Annotated in this window: 17 protein-coding genes; 12 read left to right on the forward strand and 5 right to left on the reverse strand. The window is 70.3% G+C overall.

Features of this window, described 5'->3' with window-relative positions:
* Positions 1–17: 17 nt before the first annotated feature.
* From V7067_RS05160 to V7067_RS05200, 9 genes are all read left to right on the forward strand, one after another.
* On the forward strand, positions 18–806 hold the full coding sequence (locus V7067_RS05160; RefSeq protein ID WP_334174830.1) for a ScpA family protein: 789 nt from the start codon (positions 18–20) through the stop codon (positions 804–806).
* Positions 803–1,447, forward strand: coding sequence for an SMC-Scp complex subunit ScpB (scpB, locus tag V7067_RS05165; RefSeq protein WP_334174811.1), 645 nt, complete (start codon positions 803–805; stop codon positions 1,445–1,447). The genes V7067_RS05160 and scpB overlap by 4 nt, the downstream gene beginning before the upstream one ends.
* Positions 1,448–1,536: 89 nt before the next feature.
* Complete coding sequence (locus V7067_RS05170; protein WP_334174812.1) at positions 1,537–2,661, forward strand: ABC transporter ATP-binding protein; 1,125 nt, start codon at positions 1,537–1,539, stop codon at positions 2,659–2,661.
* A gap of 301 nt (positions 2,662–2,962) precedes the next feature.
* Entirely contained in the window at positions 2,963–3,181 is a 219-nt protein-coding gene (locus tag V7067_RS05175; protein ID WP_334174813.1) for a twin-arginine translocase TatA/TatE family subunit, read from the forward strand.
* Between the two features lie 171 nt (positions 3,182–3,352).
* The gene (gene tatB / locus V7067_RS05180) at positions 3,353–3,982 is read left to right on the forward strand and encodes a Sec-independent protein translocase protein TatB (RefSeq protein ID WP_334174814.1); all 630 of its coding nucleotides are present in this window, start codon (positions 3,353–3,355) and stop codon (positions 3,980–3,982) included.
* Entirely contained in the window at positions 3,979–4,773 is a 795-nt protein-coding gene (tatC, locus tag V7067_RS05185) for a twin-arginine translocase subunit TatC (RefSeq protein WP_334174815.1), read from the forward strand. The genes tatB and tatC overlap by 4 nt, the downstream gene beginning before the upstream one ends.
* Positions 4,774–4,827: 54 nt before the next feature.
* Entirely contained in the window at positions 4,828–6,108 is a 1,281-nt protein-coding gene (serS, locus tag V7067_RS05190) for a serine--tRNA ligase (protein ID WP_334174816.1), read from the forward strand.
* An 89-nt stretch (positions 6,109–6,197) separates the two neighbouring features.
* On the forward strand, positions 6,198–6,968 hold the full coding sequence (gene surE / locus V7067_RS05195; protein ID WP_334174817.1) for a 5'/3'-nucleotidase SurE: 771 nt from the start codon (positions 6,198–6,200) through the stop codon (positions 6,966–6,968).
* A gap of 5 nt (positions 6,969–6,973) precedes the next feature.
* Positions 6,974–7,639 carry a protein-L-isoaspartate(D-aspartate) O-methyltransferase gene (locus V7067_RS05200; protein WP_334174818.1) on the forward strand — a complete coding sequence of 222 codons (666 nt, stop codon included), beginning with the start codon at positions 6,974–6,976 and terminating at the stop codon, positions 7,637–7,639.
* Positions 7,640–7,715: 76 nt separating this feature from the next.
* On the opposite strand, the gene hisC is transcribed toward V7067_RS05200, so the two are convergent.
* Both hisC and V7067_RS05210 read right to left on the reverse strand, forming a co-directional pair.
* Positions 7,716–8,771: a histidinol-phosphate transaminase gene (gene hisC, locus V7067_RS05205; protein ID WP_334174819.1), complete on the reverse strand. Its 1,056-nt coding sequence runs from the start codon at positions 8,769–8,771 to the stop codon at positions 7,716–7,718.
* 197 nt (positions 8,772–8,968) lie between these two features.
* Positions 8,969–9,694, reverse strand: a complete 726-nt coding sequence (locus V7067_RS05210) for an NTP transferase domain-containing protein (RefSeq protein WP_334174820.1) — start codon at positions 9,692–9,694, stop codon at positions 8,969–8,971.
* 84 nt (positions 9,695–9,778) lie between these two features.
* Here V7067_RS05210 and V7067_RS05215 point away from each other — a divergent pair, with 84 nt between their 5' ends.
* Entirely contained in the window at positions 9,779–10,951 is a 1,173-nt protein-coding gene (locus V7067_RS05215) for an Mrp/NBP35 family ATP-binding protein (protein ID WP_334174821.1), read from the forward strand.
* Positions 10,952–11,041: 90 nt separating this feature from the next.
* Here the strand turns inward: V7067_RS05215 and V7067_RS05220 are convergent, their stop codons facing one another.
* Positions 11,042–11,863: a class I SAM-dependent methyltransferase gene (locus V7067_RS05220; RefSeq protein ID WP_334174822.1), complete on the reverse strand. Its 822-nt coding sequence runs from the start codon at positions 11,861–11,863 to the stop codon at positions 11,042–11,044.
* A 128-nt stretch (positions 11,864–11,991) separates the two neighbouring features.
* Between V7067_RS05220 and V7067_RS05225 the strand changes: the two genes are divergently transcribed.
* Positions 11,992–12,792 carry a helix-turn-helix transcriptional regulator gene (locus V7067_RS05225; protein ID WP_334174823.1) on the forward strand — a complete coding sequence of 267 codons (801 nt, stop codon included), beginning with the start codon at positions 11,992–11,994 and terminating at the stop codon, positions 12,790–12,792.
* Here V7067_RS05225 and V7067_RS05230 read toward each other — a convergent pair.
* Both V7067_RS05230 and moaA read right to left on the reverse strand, forming a co-directional pair.
* Positions 12,782–13,522, reverse strand: a complete 741-nt coding sequence (locus tag V7067_RS05230) for an HAD family acid phosphatase (RefSeq protein ID WP_334174824.1) — start codon at positions 13,520–13,522, stop codon at positions 12,782–12,784. The two genes, V7067_RS05225 and V7067_RS05230, sit on opposite strands and share 11 nt — an antisense overlap.
* 37 nt (positions 13,523–13,559) lie before the next feature.
* A complete protein-coding gene (gene moaA, locus V7067_RS05235) occupies positions 13,560–14,594 on the reverse strand; it encodes a GTP 3',8-cyclase MoaA (protein WP_334174825.1) in 1,035 nt (344 codons plus the stop codon).
* Between the two features lie 249 nt (positions 14,595–14,843).
* On the opposite strand from moaA, the gene V7067_RS05240 reads away from it, so the two are divergent.
* The gene (locus tag V7067_RS05240; protein ID WP_334174826.1) at positions 14,844–15,209 is read left to right on the forward strand and encodes a DUF971 domain-containing protein; all 366 of its coding nucleotides are present in this window, start codon (positions 14,844–14,846) and stop codon (positions 15,207–15,209) included.
* Positions 15,210–15,285: the final 76 nt, after the last annotated feature.

Below are 15,285 nucleotides of genomic sequence, written 5' to 3' on the forward strand. Positions count from 1 at the left end.
GCGGCGATGACGGCGGGCTGGTGGTGGACGTGGCCGGCTTCGAAGGCCCGCTCGACCTGCTGCTGATGCTGGCCCGCAGCCAGAAACTGGATCTGGCCCGCATCTCCATCCTCGATCTGGCGGAACAATATCTCGCCTTCATCGCCGCCGCCCGGCAACTGCGGCTGGAACTGGCCGCCGACTATCTGGTCATGGCGGCGTGGCTGGCCTATCTCAAATCGCGCCTCCTGCTGCCGGAGGAGCCGGCCGGCGACGAGCCGACCGGCGAAATGCTGGCGGCCGATCTGGCGTTCCGCCTGCGGCGGCTCGATGCCATGCGCGACGTGGCTGCGCGGCTGATGGCACGGCAGCGGCTGGGGCTGGATTTTTTCGCCCGCGGCGCGCCTGAGGCGGTGGTGGTGGAAAAGCGGCCGCAATGGCAGGTCTCGCTTTACGATCTGCTGGTGGCCTATGCCAACCACCGCCAGCGCTCCATGGTTACGCGGGTCGCCGTCGGCGGGCGCACGGTGTGGTCGCTGCTCGATGCCCGGCTGGTGCTGGAACGCCTGATCGGCACGGCGGCCGGGTGGGTGGCGATCGACGATCTGCTGGCCGACTACATGCGCAGCGACGAGGAACGGGTGACCGTGCGGGCGAGTTCTTTTTCCGCAACGCTGGAGCTGGCCCGCGAGGGCGGGCTGGACCTGCGGCAGGAGGCGCCGTTTGCGCCGATCTTCGTGCGTGCCCACCAGCCGGCGCCGCAGGATGACCCGGCCGGAGAGGGTGCAGCGGGAGACGGCGAGGCGGGGACAGGGGAGGAACCATGATCGGGCTTTCCGACGAACGGGCCGCCGCCCGCCACGAACTGGTGCGCATGGTGGAGGCCCTGCTTTTTGCCAGCGCCTCGCCGCTGACGGCCGCGCAGCTTGCGGAGCGGCTGCCGCCGGGCACGGATGTCGGGGCGATTGTCGGCGATCTGGCGAAGCTCTATGCCCATCGTGGCGTCAATCTGGTCCGCGTCGGCGGCGGCTATGCCTTCCGCACCGCCCCCGATCTCGGCCACCTGCTGAAGCGCGATGCGGTGGAGCCGCGCCGGCTTTCGCGCGCCGCGCTGGAGACGCTGTCGATCATCGCCTACCACCAGCCGGTGACGCGGGCGGAGATCGAGGCCATTCGCGGCGTCGCAACCTCGCGCGGCACGCTGGACGTGCTCATGGAGGCCGGCTTCATCCGCATGCGCGGCCGCCGCCGTGCGCCGGGCCGCCCGGTGACCTACGGCACCACGCTGGGCTTTCTGGAACATTTCGGACTGGAGAGCGTGGCCGATCTGCCGGGCCTCGACGAACTGAAGGCGGCCGGCCTGCTCGACATGGTGCCGCCATCGGCCGCCGCCCCGGCGCTGGCGACCGACGACGAGGCGCTCGCCCCCGACGAAGAGCCGCTGGAAGACGGCGCCCGGCCCGACTGAGCGCTGCCCGCCGGGGGTGACGCCCGGCCGCCGGAGCGCTATGGTGCCGCGACTTTTCGCGATTCATTTGCAAAGACCGGAAGCAAGCCATGTCGCTGCAGGCGCTCTCGCCGCGCACCCCGGGCCACGGGAGCCAGGGTTCAGCCAGTCCGGCGGCCGCCGGCCAGCCGCGGCTGGCATTCGAGCGCGTCAGCCTCTCCTTTGCCGGCCATGCGGCGGTCAGCGATGTCAGTCTGGCGGTGCAGCCGGGCGAGATTGCCTGCCTGCTCGGCCCTTCCGGCTGCGGCAAGACCACGCTTCTGCGCATTGCCGCCGGCATCGAGGTGCAGGATCGCGGCCGGGTGCTGATCGACGGGGCGGAAGTGGCCGGGCCGGCCCGCACGCTGCCGCCGGAGGCGCGCGGCGTGGGGCTGGTGTTTCAGGATTATGCGCTGTTTCCGCACCTGACGATCCTCGACAATGTGCGTTTCGGCCTGAAGGGCCGGCCGGCGGGGGAGGCGATTGCCGCCGCCCGCGAGGCGCTGGAGCGGGTGCGGCTGGCCCATCACGCCGGGCATTATCCGCACAATCTGTCCGGCGGCGAACAGCAGCGCGTGGCGCTGGCCCGCGCGCTGGTGCCCGGGCCGCGGGTGCTGCTGATGGACGAGCCGTTTTCCGGCCTCGACCGCCGGCTGCGCGACAAGGTGCGCGACGAGACGCTGGCGGTGCTGCGCGAGAACGGTGCGACGGCGGTGGTGGTGACCCACGACCCGGAAGAGGCGATGCGCATCGGCGACCGCATTGCCCTGATGCGCCGGGGCCGGCTGGTGCAGGTCGGCGACCCGGAAACGCTCTACCGCCATCCGGCCGATATCGAAGCGGCCCGCTTCTTCTCCGAACTGAACGAGGCGGAGGGGCGAATCGAGGGCGGGCAGGTGCACGCCGCGCTCGGCAGTTTTCCGGTGCCGGCCGGCCTTGAAGGTGCGGGCCGGGTGACGGTGGCGGTGCGGCCGCACGATATCGCGCTCGGCCCGGCCGGGGCCGGGGTGGCCGGCCGCGTGGCGTCGCGGCGTTATCTGGGCGAGGTGGACCGCGTGGAAGTGGCGATTGCCGGTCTGGCACAGCCGCTGGAAGTGCGCACCACCGCCATCGGCGCGTTTGCGCCCGGCCAGACGGTGGGCGTGACGGTGCCGGCGGCACGCGTCCACATCTTCGCGCAGCCGGCGGCGGCCTGATGCGACCGGCTGTCGCCCTTCCGCGTTGCAGCCCCCGGGGCTTTCTGTAATAGTCCGTGGCTGGTTAAAGGGCCGGAGCGGCAGAACGCCGCTCCCGCACTGTTCCGATTCCCCCGGTTGCGACAGCGCCGGGACGGGCCGGACGGGCGTGAGCGGGGCCTTGATCGGACTGGTGTTTCACCGGCAGACGGATAAGGCCTCGCGCCAGCCGGCCTGCCGGTGGCGGTGAAGAGGCCCGTCTCCCCAACGGCCCGGCGTGTCCGGCGCGGCGTCAGGGGGCGGGCGGGCGGAGAGGCCTCGGATGGGCAGTTTCAGCATTTGGCATATCCTCATTGTGGCGGTTGTCGTCATTCTCCTGTTCGGCCGGGGCAAGATCTCCGACCTGATGGGCGACGTCGCCAAGGGCATCAAGAGCTTCAAGAAGGGGCTCGCCGAAGATGACGATGTGAAGCCCATCGAGAACAAGCCTGGCACGCCGCTTCCGACCCAGAAGAGCGAAGACCAGACCAAGACCGGCTGACGTGACGTTCGTCCGCCCGGCCGGTTGCAGCGCGTGCGCGGAGCCGGGTGCGGGCGGACGGGCCCTCCCGCCACCAGTCCGGCATGGCCGGCCGCCCGCAGGGCGCCGGCTTCTGCCTTCCGCACCGGCCCGGCCGGCATCTGCAGTGCGGCGTCAGCACGAAGCGGTTCCATGTTCGAAATCGGTTGGAGTGAGATCCTTGTCATCGGCATCGTGGCGCTGGTCGTCATCGGGCCGAAGGATCTGCCGCGTGTGCTGCGCACAACGGGCCAGATGATCGGCAAGCTGCGCCGCATGGCCGGCGATCTGCAGGCCACCTTCAGCGAGGCCCTGCGGGAGGCTGAGCGTCAGGCTGAGATCGACGATCTGAAGCAGAAGCTTTCCGACGCGAATTCCACGCTGCAGACCCTGCGCGATCCGCTCACGCCGTCTTCCGGCGCCGCGGACCCGCTGAAGCCGATGGCCGACCCGGCGCCGAACGCCACCGATGCCCTCGTGCCCGACCCGGCCGCACCGGCCGAAGCCGCACCGGCCGAAGCCGTGCCTGCCCAGGCCGCGCCGGCCGAGGCCGTGCCTGCGGAAGCAGCGCCTTTGGAAGCCGCGCCCATCGCAGCCGCACCAGCCGGGGCGCCGGCTGTGCCCCCCCTGCCGGGGGGCGGCGAGCCGCTGTCGCTGGCGCAGGCCGCCGGCGGACCGCCCGCGGCGGAGCCGGACAAGACCCCGGACGGGCCGGCACCCGCGCCGGCCGATCAGTTACAGGGCACCGGCCGTGCCTCCTCCACCCCCGGTGCCAGCGCATGACCAGCGAACAAGATGACGAAATCGAAGCCTCGCGCGCGCCGCTGCTCGATCACCTGATCGAACTGCGCTCCCGGCTGATCCGCTCGCTCATCGCCATTCTGGTGGCGTTCCTCATCTGCTTCTATTTTGCCTCCAGCATCTTCAACCTGCTCATCATTCCCTATGAGCATGCTGTGGGGAATACCCGGCCGATCGAGCTGATCTACACGGCTCCGCAGGAATATTTCTTTACCCAGCTCAAGCTCGGCCTGTTCGGAGCGCTGTTTCTGGCGTTTCCGATCATTGCAAGCCAGATCTACATGTTTGTGGCGCCGGGGCTCTACAAGCACGAACGGCAGGCCTTTCTGCCGTTTCTGGTGGCAACGCCGCTGCTGTTTCTGATGGGCGCGCTGCTGGTCTATTTCCTCGTCATGCCGATGGCGCTGCATTTCTTCCTGTCGATGGAGCAGCACGGCGGCGCCGGGCAGGCGAGCATCTACCTGCTGCCGAAAGTCAGCGAATACCTGAACCTGATCATGGTGTTCATCTTCGCCTTCGGCATCGTGTTCCAGCTTCCGGTGGTGCTGACGCTGCTGGCGCGGGCCGGGCTGATTACCGCTGCGGACCTGCGGGCAAAGCGGCGCTATGCGATCGTGATCGCCTTCATCGTGGCGGCGGTGCTGACGCCGCCCGATCCGGTCAGCCAGATCAGCCTTGCGATCCCGGCCATGCTTCTCTACGAAGTGTCCATCTTCGCCGTCCGCTCGATCGAGCGCAAACGCGCCGCAGCCGAAGAGGCTGACGCGTCCTGAGACGATCCCGGCGGCGGCCCCCTTTCCGATCGGCCGAACGCCGGAGTTTCCCCAATGCTCGATATTCGCTGGATCCGCGAAAACCCGGAGGCGCTGGATCGCGCCCTGTTGTCGCGCGGCGAGGCGGCCCAGTCCGCCGCGCTGATCGCCCTTGACGATCGTCGTCGCAAGATCACCAGCGACCTGCAGCTGCTGCAGGAACAGCGCAATGCCGCCTCGAAGGAGGTCGGCAAGGCCAAGGCGGCCGGCGACGAAGCGCGCGCCGCCGCGCTGATGGCCGAGGTTGCACTGCTGAAGGAGCGCCTGCCGGCCGACGAGGCTGCGCTGCGCGAGGCGGAAACGGCCATCGGCGATGCGCTGGCCCGCGTGCCCAACGTGCCGCTGGCCGAGGTGCCGGTGGGGCGCGACGAATCCGACAACGTGGAACTGCGCAAGGTCGGCACGAAGCCGTCGTTCGGGTTCGTGCCGCGCCAGCATTTCGAGCTGGGCGAGGCGCTCGGGCTGATGGATTTCGACATCGCGGCCAAGATCACCGGCACGCGATTCGTGGTGCTGCGCGGTGCGCTGGCCCGTCTTGAGCGCGCGCTGGCGCAGTTCATGCTCGATCTGCACACCGGCGAACACGGCTATACCGAAGTCAACCCGCCGCTGATGGTGCGCGACGAGACGATGTTCGGCACCGCGCAACTGCCGAAGTTTGCCGACGATCAGTTCCGCACCATGGACGGCCGCTGGCTGATTCCGACGGCTGAGGTGCCGCTCACCAATCTGGTGCGCGAGCAGATTCTCGACGAGGCGGTGCTGCCGCTGCGCATGGCGGCGTTCACCCAGTGCTTCCGCCTTGAGGCGGGCGCGGCCGGCCGCGACACCCGCGGCATGCTGCGTCAGCACCAGTTCGGCAAGGTGGAACTGGTTTCGGTGACGACGCCCGAGACCTCGCAGGCCGAGCAGGAACGCCTCGTCGGCTGTGCGGAAGAGGTGCTGAAGCGCCTCGGCCTGCATTATCGCGTGGTGGTGCTGTGCACCGGCGACATGGGCTTCGGCGCCGCCCGCACCTACGATATCGAGGTGTGGCTGCCGGGGCAGGATACCTACCGCGAGATCTCCTCCTGCTCGGTGTGCGGCGATTTTCAGGCCCGCCGCATGAGCGCACGCTACCGCTCGGCCGAATCGAAGAGCCCGCGCTATGTTCACACCCTCAACGGCTCGGGCGTTGCGGTCGGCCGCGCGCTCATCGCCGTGATGGAGAACTACCAGAACGAAGACGGCTCGGTGACGGTGCCCGAGGCGCTGCGCCCCTATATGGGCGGCGTTGAGCGCATCGCCGCGGCCTGAGCGGGCCGCAGCGGCAAGAGCGCTGCCCGGCGGGCGAGAGGCCGGCCGGGCACCATGGATGCGACGGGTTTTGCGAAGGCTGACACGGCATGCGGATTCTGCTGACCAACGATGACGGCATTCACGCCCCGGGGCTGGAGGTGCTGGAGCGCATCGCGCGCACGCTTTCCGACGATGTGTGGGTGGTGGCGCCGGAAACGGACCAGTCCGGCAAGTCGCATTCGGTCACGCTGAGCGACCCGCTGCGGGTGCGCCATGTCGGCGGCCAGCGTTATGCGGTGCGCGGCACACCGACCGACTGCGTGATCATGGCGGCCTGCAACATCATGCCGGGCCGGCCGGATCTGGTGCTTTCGGGTGTCAACCGCGGCCAGAACGTGGCCGACGATGTGACCTATTCGGGCACGGTGGCCGGCGCGATGGAAGGCACGGTGCTCGGCATCCGCTCCATTGCGCTGTCGCAGGCGTTCGGGCCGGCCAGCCGGGACAATCCGCCGTTCGAGACCGCGGAAGTGCACGGGCCGGGCCTGATCCGCGAGCTGCTCACCTTCGACCTGCCGCCGGCGACGCTGCTCAACGTCAACTTTCCCAACCGCACGCCGGACCGGGTCGAGGGCGTGGCGGTGACGGTGCAGGGCTGCCGGCCGGATGAGTTCGTCTCCGTCGACGAGCGCACCGACGGCCGCAACAATCCCTATTACTGGATCGTCTACGGCCATTCGCCGTTCGAGGCGGAGGCCGGCACCGATCTGCGTGCCATGGCGGAAGGGCGCATCTCGGTGACGCCGCTTCGCCTCGATCTCACGGCCCACCGCACGCTGGAGGCCCTCGGCCGGCATCTTTCCTGCCAGGTCGGATGAGAGCGATGACGGTTGAACTGCCGGGAGCGGAGGCCGACCGGGTCTCGCTCGCCAATCTCGTGCTTGCCATGCGTCGCCGCGGCGTGCGCGACCGCCGCATCTATGCGGCCATCGAGCTGACGCCGCGCCGCATGTTCCTGCCGGCGGAGTTCATGCACGAGGCGTTCGACGACCGGCCGCTGCCGATCGAGTGCGGCCAGAGCATCTGCGCGCCCTCGCTGGTGGGGCTGATGACGCAGGCGCTGGACGTGCGCGAGGGCGACCGTGTGCTGGAGATCGGCACCGGGTCGGGCTACCACACCGCGGTGCTGGCCCGTCTGGCCGAGGAGGTCTACTCCGTCGAGCGCTATCGCAAGCTGGCGCGGCTGGCGCAGGAGCGCTTCAGCGTGCTGCGCCTCGGCAACATTTCTGTGCGGGTTGAGGACGGGCTGAACGGCTGGCCGGAAAAGGCGCCGTTCGACCGCATTCTGGTGACCGGCGCGGCCGAGGCCCCGCCCGAAGCGCTCATCAGCCAGATGCGCATCGGCGCGATTATGGTGATGCCCGTCGGGCCCTCGATGGGGGCGCAGCAGCTGACCCGCTTCGAGCGCACGGCAGAGGGCCTGAAGGCCACCAGCTTCGCCACCGTGCGCCTCGTGCCGCTGGTGCCGGGCACGGCCACACGGCTCTGAACGACGGCTCTGAACGGCGCGCGGTTCTGAACCGGCAGGGCCGCCGCGCCGGCGGGCGGGCGGCCCTGCCGGGTCGTCAGGCCAGAATTTCCTTCAGCACGGCAATCAGACGGTCGCATTCGGCATCGGTGCCGATGGAAATGCGCAGATAATCGGTCGTGCGCGGCTTGTTGAAGTGGCGCACCAGCACCGCCTTTTCGCGCAGCGCCTGCGCCAGCGCGAGGCCCTCGCGGGCCGGATGGCGGGCAAACACGAAATTGGCCGCCGAGGGCACCACCTCGAAGCCCAGTGCCTGCAGACCGGCGGTCAGCCGGGCGCGGCTGGCAACGATGCGCCCGCGGGTTTCCTCAAACCACGCCTTGTCCTTCATCGCCGCGGTGGCGCCGGCAATGGCGAGGCGGTCGAGCGGATAGGAATTGAAGCTGTCCTTGACCCGCTCCAGCGCCTCGATCAGCGGCCGCTGGCCGATGGCAAAGCCGACGCGCAGGCCGGCAAGCCCGCGAGACTTGGAAAAGGTCTGAATGACCAGCAGGTTGGGGAAGCGGTCGACCAGCGCCACCGCGCTTTCGCCGCCGAAATCGACATAGGCTTCGTCGATCACCACCACCTGATCGGGGTGGCTGCACACCAGCCGCTCGATATCCGACAGCGGCAGCGCGCGGCCGGTGGGCGCGTTGGGATTGGGCAGAATGATGGCCCCGCAGGGCCGGCGATAATCCTCCACCCGCACCGCCATGGCCTCATCGACCGGAACCGCCTCGTAAGCGATGCCGAACAGGCCGCAATAGACCGGATAGAACGAGTAGGTGATATCGGGGAACAGCAGCGGCGCATCGTGGCTGAGCAGCGCGCGGAAGGTGTGGGCCAGCACCTCGTCGGAGCCGTTGCCGGCGAAGACCTGCTCCACCGCCACGCCATGGTGTTCGGCAATGGCCTCGCGCAGATCCCACGAGACGGAATCGGGATAGAGCCGCAGGTTGTCCATCTCGGCAGCAATGGCCTCGGCCACGCGCGGGGAGGGCGGATAGGGGTTCTCGTTGGTGTTGAGCTTGACGAGGCCGGCAATGCGCGGCTGCTCCCCCGGCACATAGGGCGTGAGCGTGTGGACGATCGGGCTCCAGAAGCGGCTCATGGCGGCAGGTCTCGCGATAGATCTCGGGATCGGGTCGGGTCTTCGGGGGGTCCCGGAGGGTGCGCTGTGCGGCACGCTCCGCGGCGCCGGGCCGAGGGCTGGTGGCGGGCGTCATTTCACATGTTTCGCCCGCCGGCTCCAGCCTCAATCCGGCGCACGGTCATGGTGTGGCTGATTGAGGAATATGTCTAGACAAATTATGCGCCGGCCAGCCGTTTCAACCGCCGGCGGGCGGCGGCGAGGTCTGTGCAGGCGTTGAGGTTGCTGAACGGGTCGTCGTCGTTCTCCGTGGCCGGGAAGCCGACGGTGTGAAAGCCCGGCTGCCGGGCGAGCCATTCCATCAGCCGCCGCCCGCCGCCGGCCAGCGTGGCGGCGAGGTCGCCGGCGAGCCCGGTTGCCAGCGCGGCGAAGGCCGGGTGCGTGCGGCCGTTGCAGGCCGCGCAGGCCGCCGGGCCGGCGTCGGCGGCCAGCCGGGCAATCAGGTCGGCGGGAAAGAACGGCGTGTCGACCGGTATCGTCACCATCCGCCCGTGGCCGCCGGCCGCCGCCCACCGCAGTCCGGCGAGCATGCCGGCCAGCGGTCCCTGATGGCCGGGCAGGGGATCGGACAGCACGGCCGCGCCGAAGGCCGTGCCGAGGCGGGCGCACAGGGCGGCGTTTTCCGGCCCGCCGGCAATGGCAAAGGCGGCGATGAGGCCGTTGTGCCGGGCGAGCGCCAGGCGGGCGCAGGCGTGGGCCAGCAGCGTTTCGCCATCCGCGCGATCCGCGGCAACGGCGGTTGCGGAGGGCGGCCGCGGGCCGAGGCGCAGGCCGGCCTTGTCGGCGCCCATGCGCCGCGAGGCGCCGCCCGCCAGCACGAGGCCGGCGACCGTGCCGGCAAAGCAAGCCGGTTGGGCACCGGCCGGGGAATCGGGTATGACCATGACAAAATCGGTTCAGCGGCGCCGGTTCCCGCCCGATCCGCCGCGGATCGGGCCGCAACCGGCCGGCAGGCAAGGATGAACGCCATGGTGACGGTGGACAAGGCCAAGGTGCTGGAACGTCTTGCGGCCGTGCCCGGGCCGGATGGCGGCGACATCGTTTCGCTCGGGCTCGTTTCCGATGTGTTCATCGCCGACGGCCGGGTGGCCTTTTCCATCACCGTGCCGGAAACGCGCGCCCGCGAGCTGGAGCCGCTGCGCCGCGCCGCCGAGGCGGCGGTGCTGGCCATTCCCGGTGTCGAGCGGGCCATGGTGGCGCTGACGGCGGAGCGGCACCACGGGCCGGGCCGTGTGGCGCGGCCGCGGCCGCCCGCAGCGCCGCTGGCTTCCGCCGAATCGGCCGCGGCCGCCGCGCCTTCGCCGGCCGCCGCCCCGGCCCGGCCGGCCGCGCAGCAGGGCGTGCCCGGCGTGGGACTGCTGATTGCGGTTGCCTCCGGCAAGGGCGGTGTCGGCAAGTCGACCACGGCGGTCAATCTGGCGCTGGCGCTGAAGGAGCGCGGGCTGAAGGTGGGCGTGCTCGATGCCGATGTCTACGGCCCCTCGGTGCCGCGGCTGCTGGGCCTCACCGGCCGGCCGCAGACCGTCGACGGCCGCCGCCTGATGCCGCTGGAGGCCTATGGCCTCAAGGCGATGTCCATCGGGCTGCTCATCGAGGAAGATACGCCGATGATCTGGCGCGGGCCGATGGTGGTATCGGCGCTGCGACAGATGCTGATGGATGTGGCGTGGGGCGAGCTCGACGTGATCGTGATCGACATGCCGCCCGGCACCGGCGACGTGCAGCTGAGCCTTGCCCAGCAGGCACCGCTGGCCGGCGCGGTGATCGTTTCCACGCCGCAGGATCTGGCGCTGCTCGATGCGCGCAAGGGTCTGGCCATGTTCCGCAAGGTCGAGGTGCCGGTGCTCGGCATCGTGGAGAACATGAGCACCTTCATCTGCCCGCACTGCGGCGAGGCCTCGCACATCTTCGGCCACGGCGGTGCGCGCCATGAGGCGGAGCGGCTGGGTGTGCCGTTCCTCGGCGAAATTCCGCTGGCGATGACCATCCGCGAAACCTCCGACGCCGGTGCGCCGGTGATGGCCAGTGCGCCGGACGGACCCCATGCGGCGGCTTATCGCGCCGTGGCCGGGGCGCTGTGGCAGGAGGTGCAGGCCCGGCGCAACAGCCACCGCCGGCCGCCGCAGATCGTCATCGAATGAGGCGCGGCGCCCGGCCGTGAGGGTTGAGGGATGAAGAAAAGGCCGCCCGCGGGCGGCCTTCGCATGTCGTGCCTTAATGGGATGAAATTCTCAGGCTGCCTGTGCTTCCAGCGTCATGGTATCGACGGTGAACGTGCCGTCGGGCTCCATCTCGAAATGGCGCCGCACGTCGTCGGGCGCGCGGTCCTGCAGCGAGCGGATGGCCGTGGCGTGCACCGCCGGCGTGCGGATGCGGGCGATCCACGAGGCGAACTCCAGCCGCAGGCGGCGGCGCGTCAGCCGCCCGGCGGCGAAGCCGGCGCGGGTGACGGCGGCAATCCACTCGTCGCAGGAATAGTCGCGCACATGTGAGGGATCGCGCAGCAGTTCCATGGCCTGCAGGAAGGTGTCGGCGAGCGGTGTGCCGGGCGAGCACACATCCATGAACACCGCCACCCCGCCGCGCCGGGTCACCCGGCGGGCCTCGCAGAGGGCGGCATCGAAATCGCCCCAGTGGTGGGCGCTGTAGCGGCTTGCCACCATGTCGAAGGCGCCGTCGTCAAAAGGCAGGCGCTCGGCCGCGCCCCACTGGGTGCGGACGCCGGCATGGCCGCGCCGGGCGGCCTCGGCTTCCACCGCTTCCAGCATGGCCGGCGACAGGTCGCAGGCGACCACCTCGCCGCCGGCACGGGCCATGGCGAAGCTGGCGTGGCCGCCGCCGCAGCCCATATCGAGCGCGCGCGCGGGCCGGCGGGCCTGCGCAATGGCGGCCAGTGCTTCCAGATCGGCACCGCCGGCGTGGACGGCGCTGACGACATAGGCGCCGGCCTGCGGGCCGAACTGGCCTGCGACGCCAGCCTGCTGGGTGGTGAAGGCGGGATGAGGCGGGGCCTCCTGCGGGGCGGCAGAGGCGTGGGTCCGGGGGGCGGTCATGGTGTGCGGTCCTGCGACGGTTGCTGGCTGTTGAGCGCATTCTGGGACGGCATCGAAACTGGTAACAGGACCAAACTTATCCTGGTATATCTGGCTCCCTGTCTTGAGGTCGGAGAGAGAACGCCGCGATGGATCGGCTGATGGCCTCCCGCCGGGCGCTGGGTGCCTTCGTGCGCGCCCACCGGGCCCGGCTTTCCCCTGCCGCCGTCGGGCTGCCCGGCGGCGGACGGCGGCGCACGCCCGGCCTGCGGCGCGAGGAACTGGCCGAACTCTGCGGCATGAGCACCACATGGTGCACCTGGCTGGAGCAGGGCCGCGACATGGCGCTCGGTGCCATGGCCCTGTCGCGGCTGGCCGGCGCGCTGAAGCTGGATGCGGCCGAGCGCGCCTATCTCTTCGAGCTTGCCGGCAAGCGCGATCCGGTGGTGCGCGAGGCGGCCGAGGATCCGCTGCCGCCGGCGGTGGCCGCCGCCGTGGCGGCGATCTCGGTGCCGGCCTATGTGCTGGACCGCAAGGCCGAGGCCCGGGCCTGGAACCCGCCGGCCTCCCGGCTCTTTGCCGGCTGGCTTGACGGCGATAACGACCGCAACCTGCTGCGCTACATCTTCCTGTCGCCCGCCTCGCGCCGGCTGATCGCCGATCACGACCGCCGCGCGGCGCGGGTGCTGGCGGAGTTCCGCGCCGATCTCAGCCGTCACGTCGGCGATGCCGCCATGACGGCGCTGGTGGACGAACTGAATGCCGGCAGCCCGCTGTTCGCCCGGCTGTGGGCCGAGCAGGACGTGCTGACCCGCGAGGGCGGCGAGCGCACCTTCGATCACCCGCAGGACGGTTTCCTGCGGGCCGTGCAGGTGACGTGGACGCTCGCCGGCTGGCCGGATCTGAAGCTCTCGATGCTGGTGCCGGCGGCCGCACCGCTTACGGGATGAAATAGAACGGATTCGGCAGTTTCACGGTGTTGGCGGCGTGGCCGCCGAGCAGGTCCGAATACTGATCGCCGACCGAGAGCACGATCACATAGCCCTGTGCCTCGATGGCGGCGCGGGCGGGGGCCTTGTAGTCCACGGCCGAGGCGAAGGTCCGGCCGTCCGGCACCAGCGTCAGGCCCTGATAGTCGGTATAGCCGGCGGCCTTCAGGTTCGCTTCCGTCTTCTCACGCAGCGATTCCGGCCGGCCGGAGATGAAGAACACCGCCACGTCGCTGGCGCGGGCAAAATCGGCGATCTGGCGCACCGGCACGATGGGGCGGTCGTTGGCGCTTGCCTGCCATTCGCGCCAGACGCACGGATTGTTCTGGGCCGCGGGCAGATAGCAGGGACCGGACGTGAGCGAGGGCCCCTTGTCCGGCACGGTAACGATGTTGGAGAGCGCGGTCTCGTCGAGATCGAACACCACGGCGAGCCGGAGATCGCCGGGCTTGCGGGCGGCGACGGCGGCCTGCACGGTTTCCAGCCCCGTGCGGGCGGCGGCGGCAACGGCGCGGTCATAGGCCCCGCTCTGCACCCATTCGCTCACCGCCGCGCGCGCCTGCCCGAGGTTCGGCGGCTCATAGAGCAGGCCGGCATCGCCGGCGCCGGCGGCGGTCAGCAGGGCAAAGGGCAGAGAGAGACCGGCGGCGAGACCGGCGGCGGGGCCGGCAAGGCGGCGGAAAAGGCGCATCGGCGGAAGGCTCCGGGGAGACAGGGGGGCGGGCGGGTCAGCCGCCCGTCAGCGACATCGGCCGGCCGACAGCCGGCCGCGCATTGCGGGCAATGACGAAATCGTGGCCCTTCGGCTTGCGGGCGATGGCGGCAACGATGGCGGCGCGCACCGCCTCGTCGCCCTCGCTGTGGCGCAGCGGCGTGCGCAGGTCTGCCGCATCCTCCTGCCCGAGGCACATGTAGAGCGTGCCGGTGCAGGTGAGGCGGACGCGGTTGCACGCCTCGCAGAAATTGTGGGTCATCGGCGTGATGAAGCCGAGCCGGCCGCCCGTTTCCGCCACGCGCACATAGCGCGCCGGGCCGCCGGTGCGGTGGGCGATGTCCTCCAGCCGGTAACGGGCGGCGAGGCGGGCGCGGACCTGATCGAGCGGCAGGTAATGATCGGTGCGGTCGCCGTCCACCTCGCCCATCGGCATGGTCTCGATCAGCGTCAGGTCATGGCCCTCGCCGTGCGCCCACACCATCAGCGGCTCGATCTCGTCCTCGTTGAGGCCCTTCAGCGCCACGGCGTTGATTTTGACCTTCAGGCCGGCGGCGCGTGCCGCGGCGATGCCCTCCAGAACCTGCGCAAGGTCGCCGCGCCGGGTCAGGGCGCGGAAGCGGGCGGGATCGAGGCTGTCGAGCGACACGTTCACCCGCCGCACGCCGATGGCGGCAAGCCCGGCGGCATGGCGGGCAAGCTGCGAGCCGTTGGTGGTGAGCGTCAGTTCTTCCAGCGCACCGGATTCCAGATGGCGGCCAAGGGCGCGGAACAGCGTCATCACCCCGCGGCGCACCAGCGGCTCGCCGCCGGTAATGCGCAGCCGGCGCACGCCGAGGCCGATGAACAGCGTGCACAGCCGGTCCAGTTCCTCCAGCGTCAGCAGATCGCGCCGCGGCAGGAAGGTCGTCTCTTCGGTCATGCAATAAAGGCAGCGGAAATCGCAGCGGTCGGTGACGGAAACCCGCAGATACCGAATCGCCCGGCCGAACGGGTCGGTCATCGCGCCCGCTCCGGCGGGTTTCAGCATCGGCTGGTAGAGGGCGACCATACGGCGGCTTTCCTTGACGGCTTTCCCCGGCGACATTCCCGGGCGGCGTTTCCCGGCGGCTTCTCCGGCGGCGCCGGACGGGCGCCATCCGGGGTGGCGGCTGCGATGTTTCCGCCCGGAACTGGTTCTGCCGCATCAGCAGTGATATTGCCAGTCAGCGGCGCCGCGGCAAGGGGCAACCGGCCGGCCGTTTCGCATCTGCCCGGCCGCCGGCCCCGGCAGCAGGGAGCCCGGCAGAAGGGAACGGACATGAACGCCGACGAACTGTGGCCGACCGAAATCCGCCTCAGGGCCGACAAGCGCACCCTCGTGGTCGCCTTCGAGGGCGGCCACACGGTGTCGATCCCGGCGGAACTGCTGCGCGTGAAATCGCCCTCGGCGGAAGTGCAGGGCCATTCGCCGGCCGAGCGCAAGCTGGTGCCCGGCAAGGCGGCGATCACCATCACCGGCGTGCAGCCGGTCGGCAACTATGCCGTGCGGCTGACGTTCGACGACGGCCATTCCACCGGCATCTACACCTGGCACCTGCTCGCCGGCCTCGGCGACGATCCCGACCGCCAGTTGCTGGATTATGCGGCGGAACTGAAGGCGGCCGGCCTGTCGCGCCTTGCCTGAAGGCCGGGCCGGCGCAGGCCGGCACCAGAGCCGGGCATGAAAAGACCGGCATGACAAGACGGGCATGACAAGACGG

Source organism: Pseudoxanthobacter sp. (genome assembly GCF_036822375.1).
In the GTDB taxonomy this organism is placed as follows: domain Bacteria; phylum Pseudomonadota; class Alphaproteobacteria; order Rhizobiales; family Segnochrobactraceae; genus Pseudoxanthobacter.

What these genes read in the sequence shown, in the direction of transcription:
- surE (WP_334174817.1), top strand. Translation starts at nt 6,198, where the DNA reads ATGCGGATTCTGCTGACCAACGATGACGGCATTCACGCCCCGGGGCTG.
- serS (WP_334174816.1), top strand. Translation starts at nt 4,828, where the DNA reads ATGCTCGATATTCGCTGGATCCGCGAAAACCCGGAGGCGCTGGATCGC.
- tatC (WP_334174815.1), top strand. Translation starts at nt 3,979, where the DNA reads ATGACCAGCGAACAAGATGACGAAATCGAAGCCTCGCGCGCGCCGCTG.
- V7067_RS05210 (WP_334174820.1), bottom strand. Translation starts at nt 9,694, where the DNA reads ATGGTCATACCCGATTCCCCGGCCGGTGCCCAACCGGCTTGCTTTGCC.
- V7067_RS05215 (WP_334174821.1), top strand. Translation starts at nt 9,779, where the DNA reads ATGGTGACGGTGGACAAGGCCAAGGTGCTGGAACGTCTTGCGGCCGTG.
- V7067_RS05175 (WP_334174813.1), top strand. Translation starts at nt 2,963, where the DNA reads ATGGGCAGTTTCAGCATTTGGCATATCCTCATTGTGGCGGTTGTCGTC.
- V7067_RS05230 (WP_334174824.1), bottom strand. Translation starts at nt 13,522, where the DNA reads ATGCGCCTTTTCCGCCGCCTTGCCGGCCCCGCCGCCGGTCTCGCCGCC.
- moaA (WP_334174825.1), bottom strand. Translation starts at nt 14,594, where the DNA reads ATGGTCGCCCTCTACCAGCCGATGCTGAAACCCGCCGGAGCGGGCGCG.
- V7067_RS05240 (WP_334174826.1), top strand. Translation starts at nt 14,844, where the DNA reads ATGAACGCCGACGAACTGTGGCCGACCGAAATCCGCCTCAGGGCCGAC.
- V7067_RS05220 (WP_334174822.1), bottom strand. Translation starts at nt 11,863, where the DNA reads ATGACCGCCCCCCGGACCCACGCCTCTGCCGCCCCGCAGGAGGCCCCG.
- V7067_RS05225 (WP_334174823.1), top strand. Translation starts at nt 11,992, where the DNA reads ATGGATCGGCTGATGGCCTCCCGCCGGGCGCTGGGTGCCTTCGTGCGC.
- V7067_RS05200 (WP_334174818.1), top strand. Translation starts at nt 6,974, where the DNA reads ATGACGGTTGAACTGCCGGGAGCGGAGGCCGACCGGGTCTCGCTCGCC.
- V7067_RS05170 (WP_334174812.1), top strand. Translation starts at nt 1,537, where the DNA reads ATGTCGCTGCAGGCGCTCTCGCCGCGCACCCCGGGCCACGGGAGCCAG.
- tatB (WP_334174814.1), top strand. Translation starts at nt 3,353, where the DNA reads ATGTTCGAAATCGGTTGGAGTGAGATCCTTGTCATCGGCATCGTGGCG.
- hisC (WP_334174819.1), bottom strand. Translation starts at nt 8,771, where the DNA reads ATGAGCCGCTTCTGGAGCCCGATCGTCCACACGCTCACGCCCTATGTG.
- scpB (WP_334174811.1), top strand. Translation starts at nt 803, where the DNA reads ATGATCGGGCTTTCCGACGAACGGGCCGCCGCCCGCCACGAACTGGTG.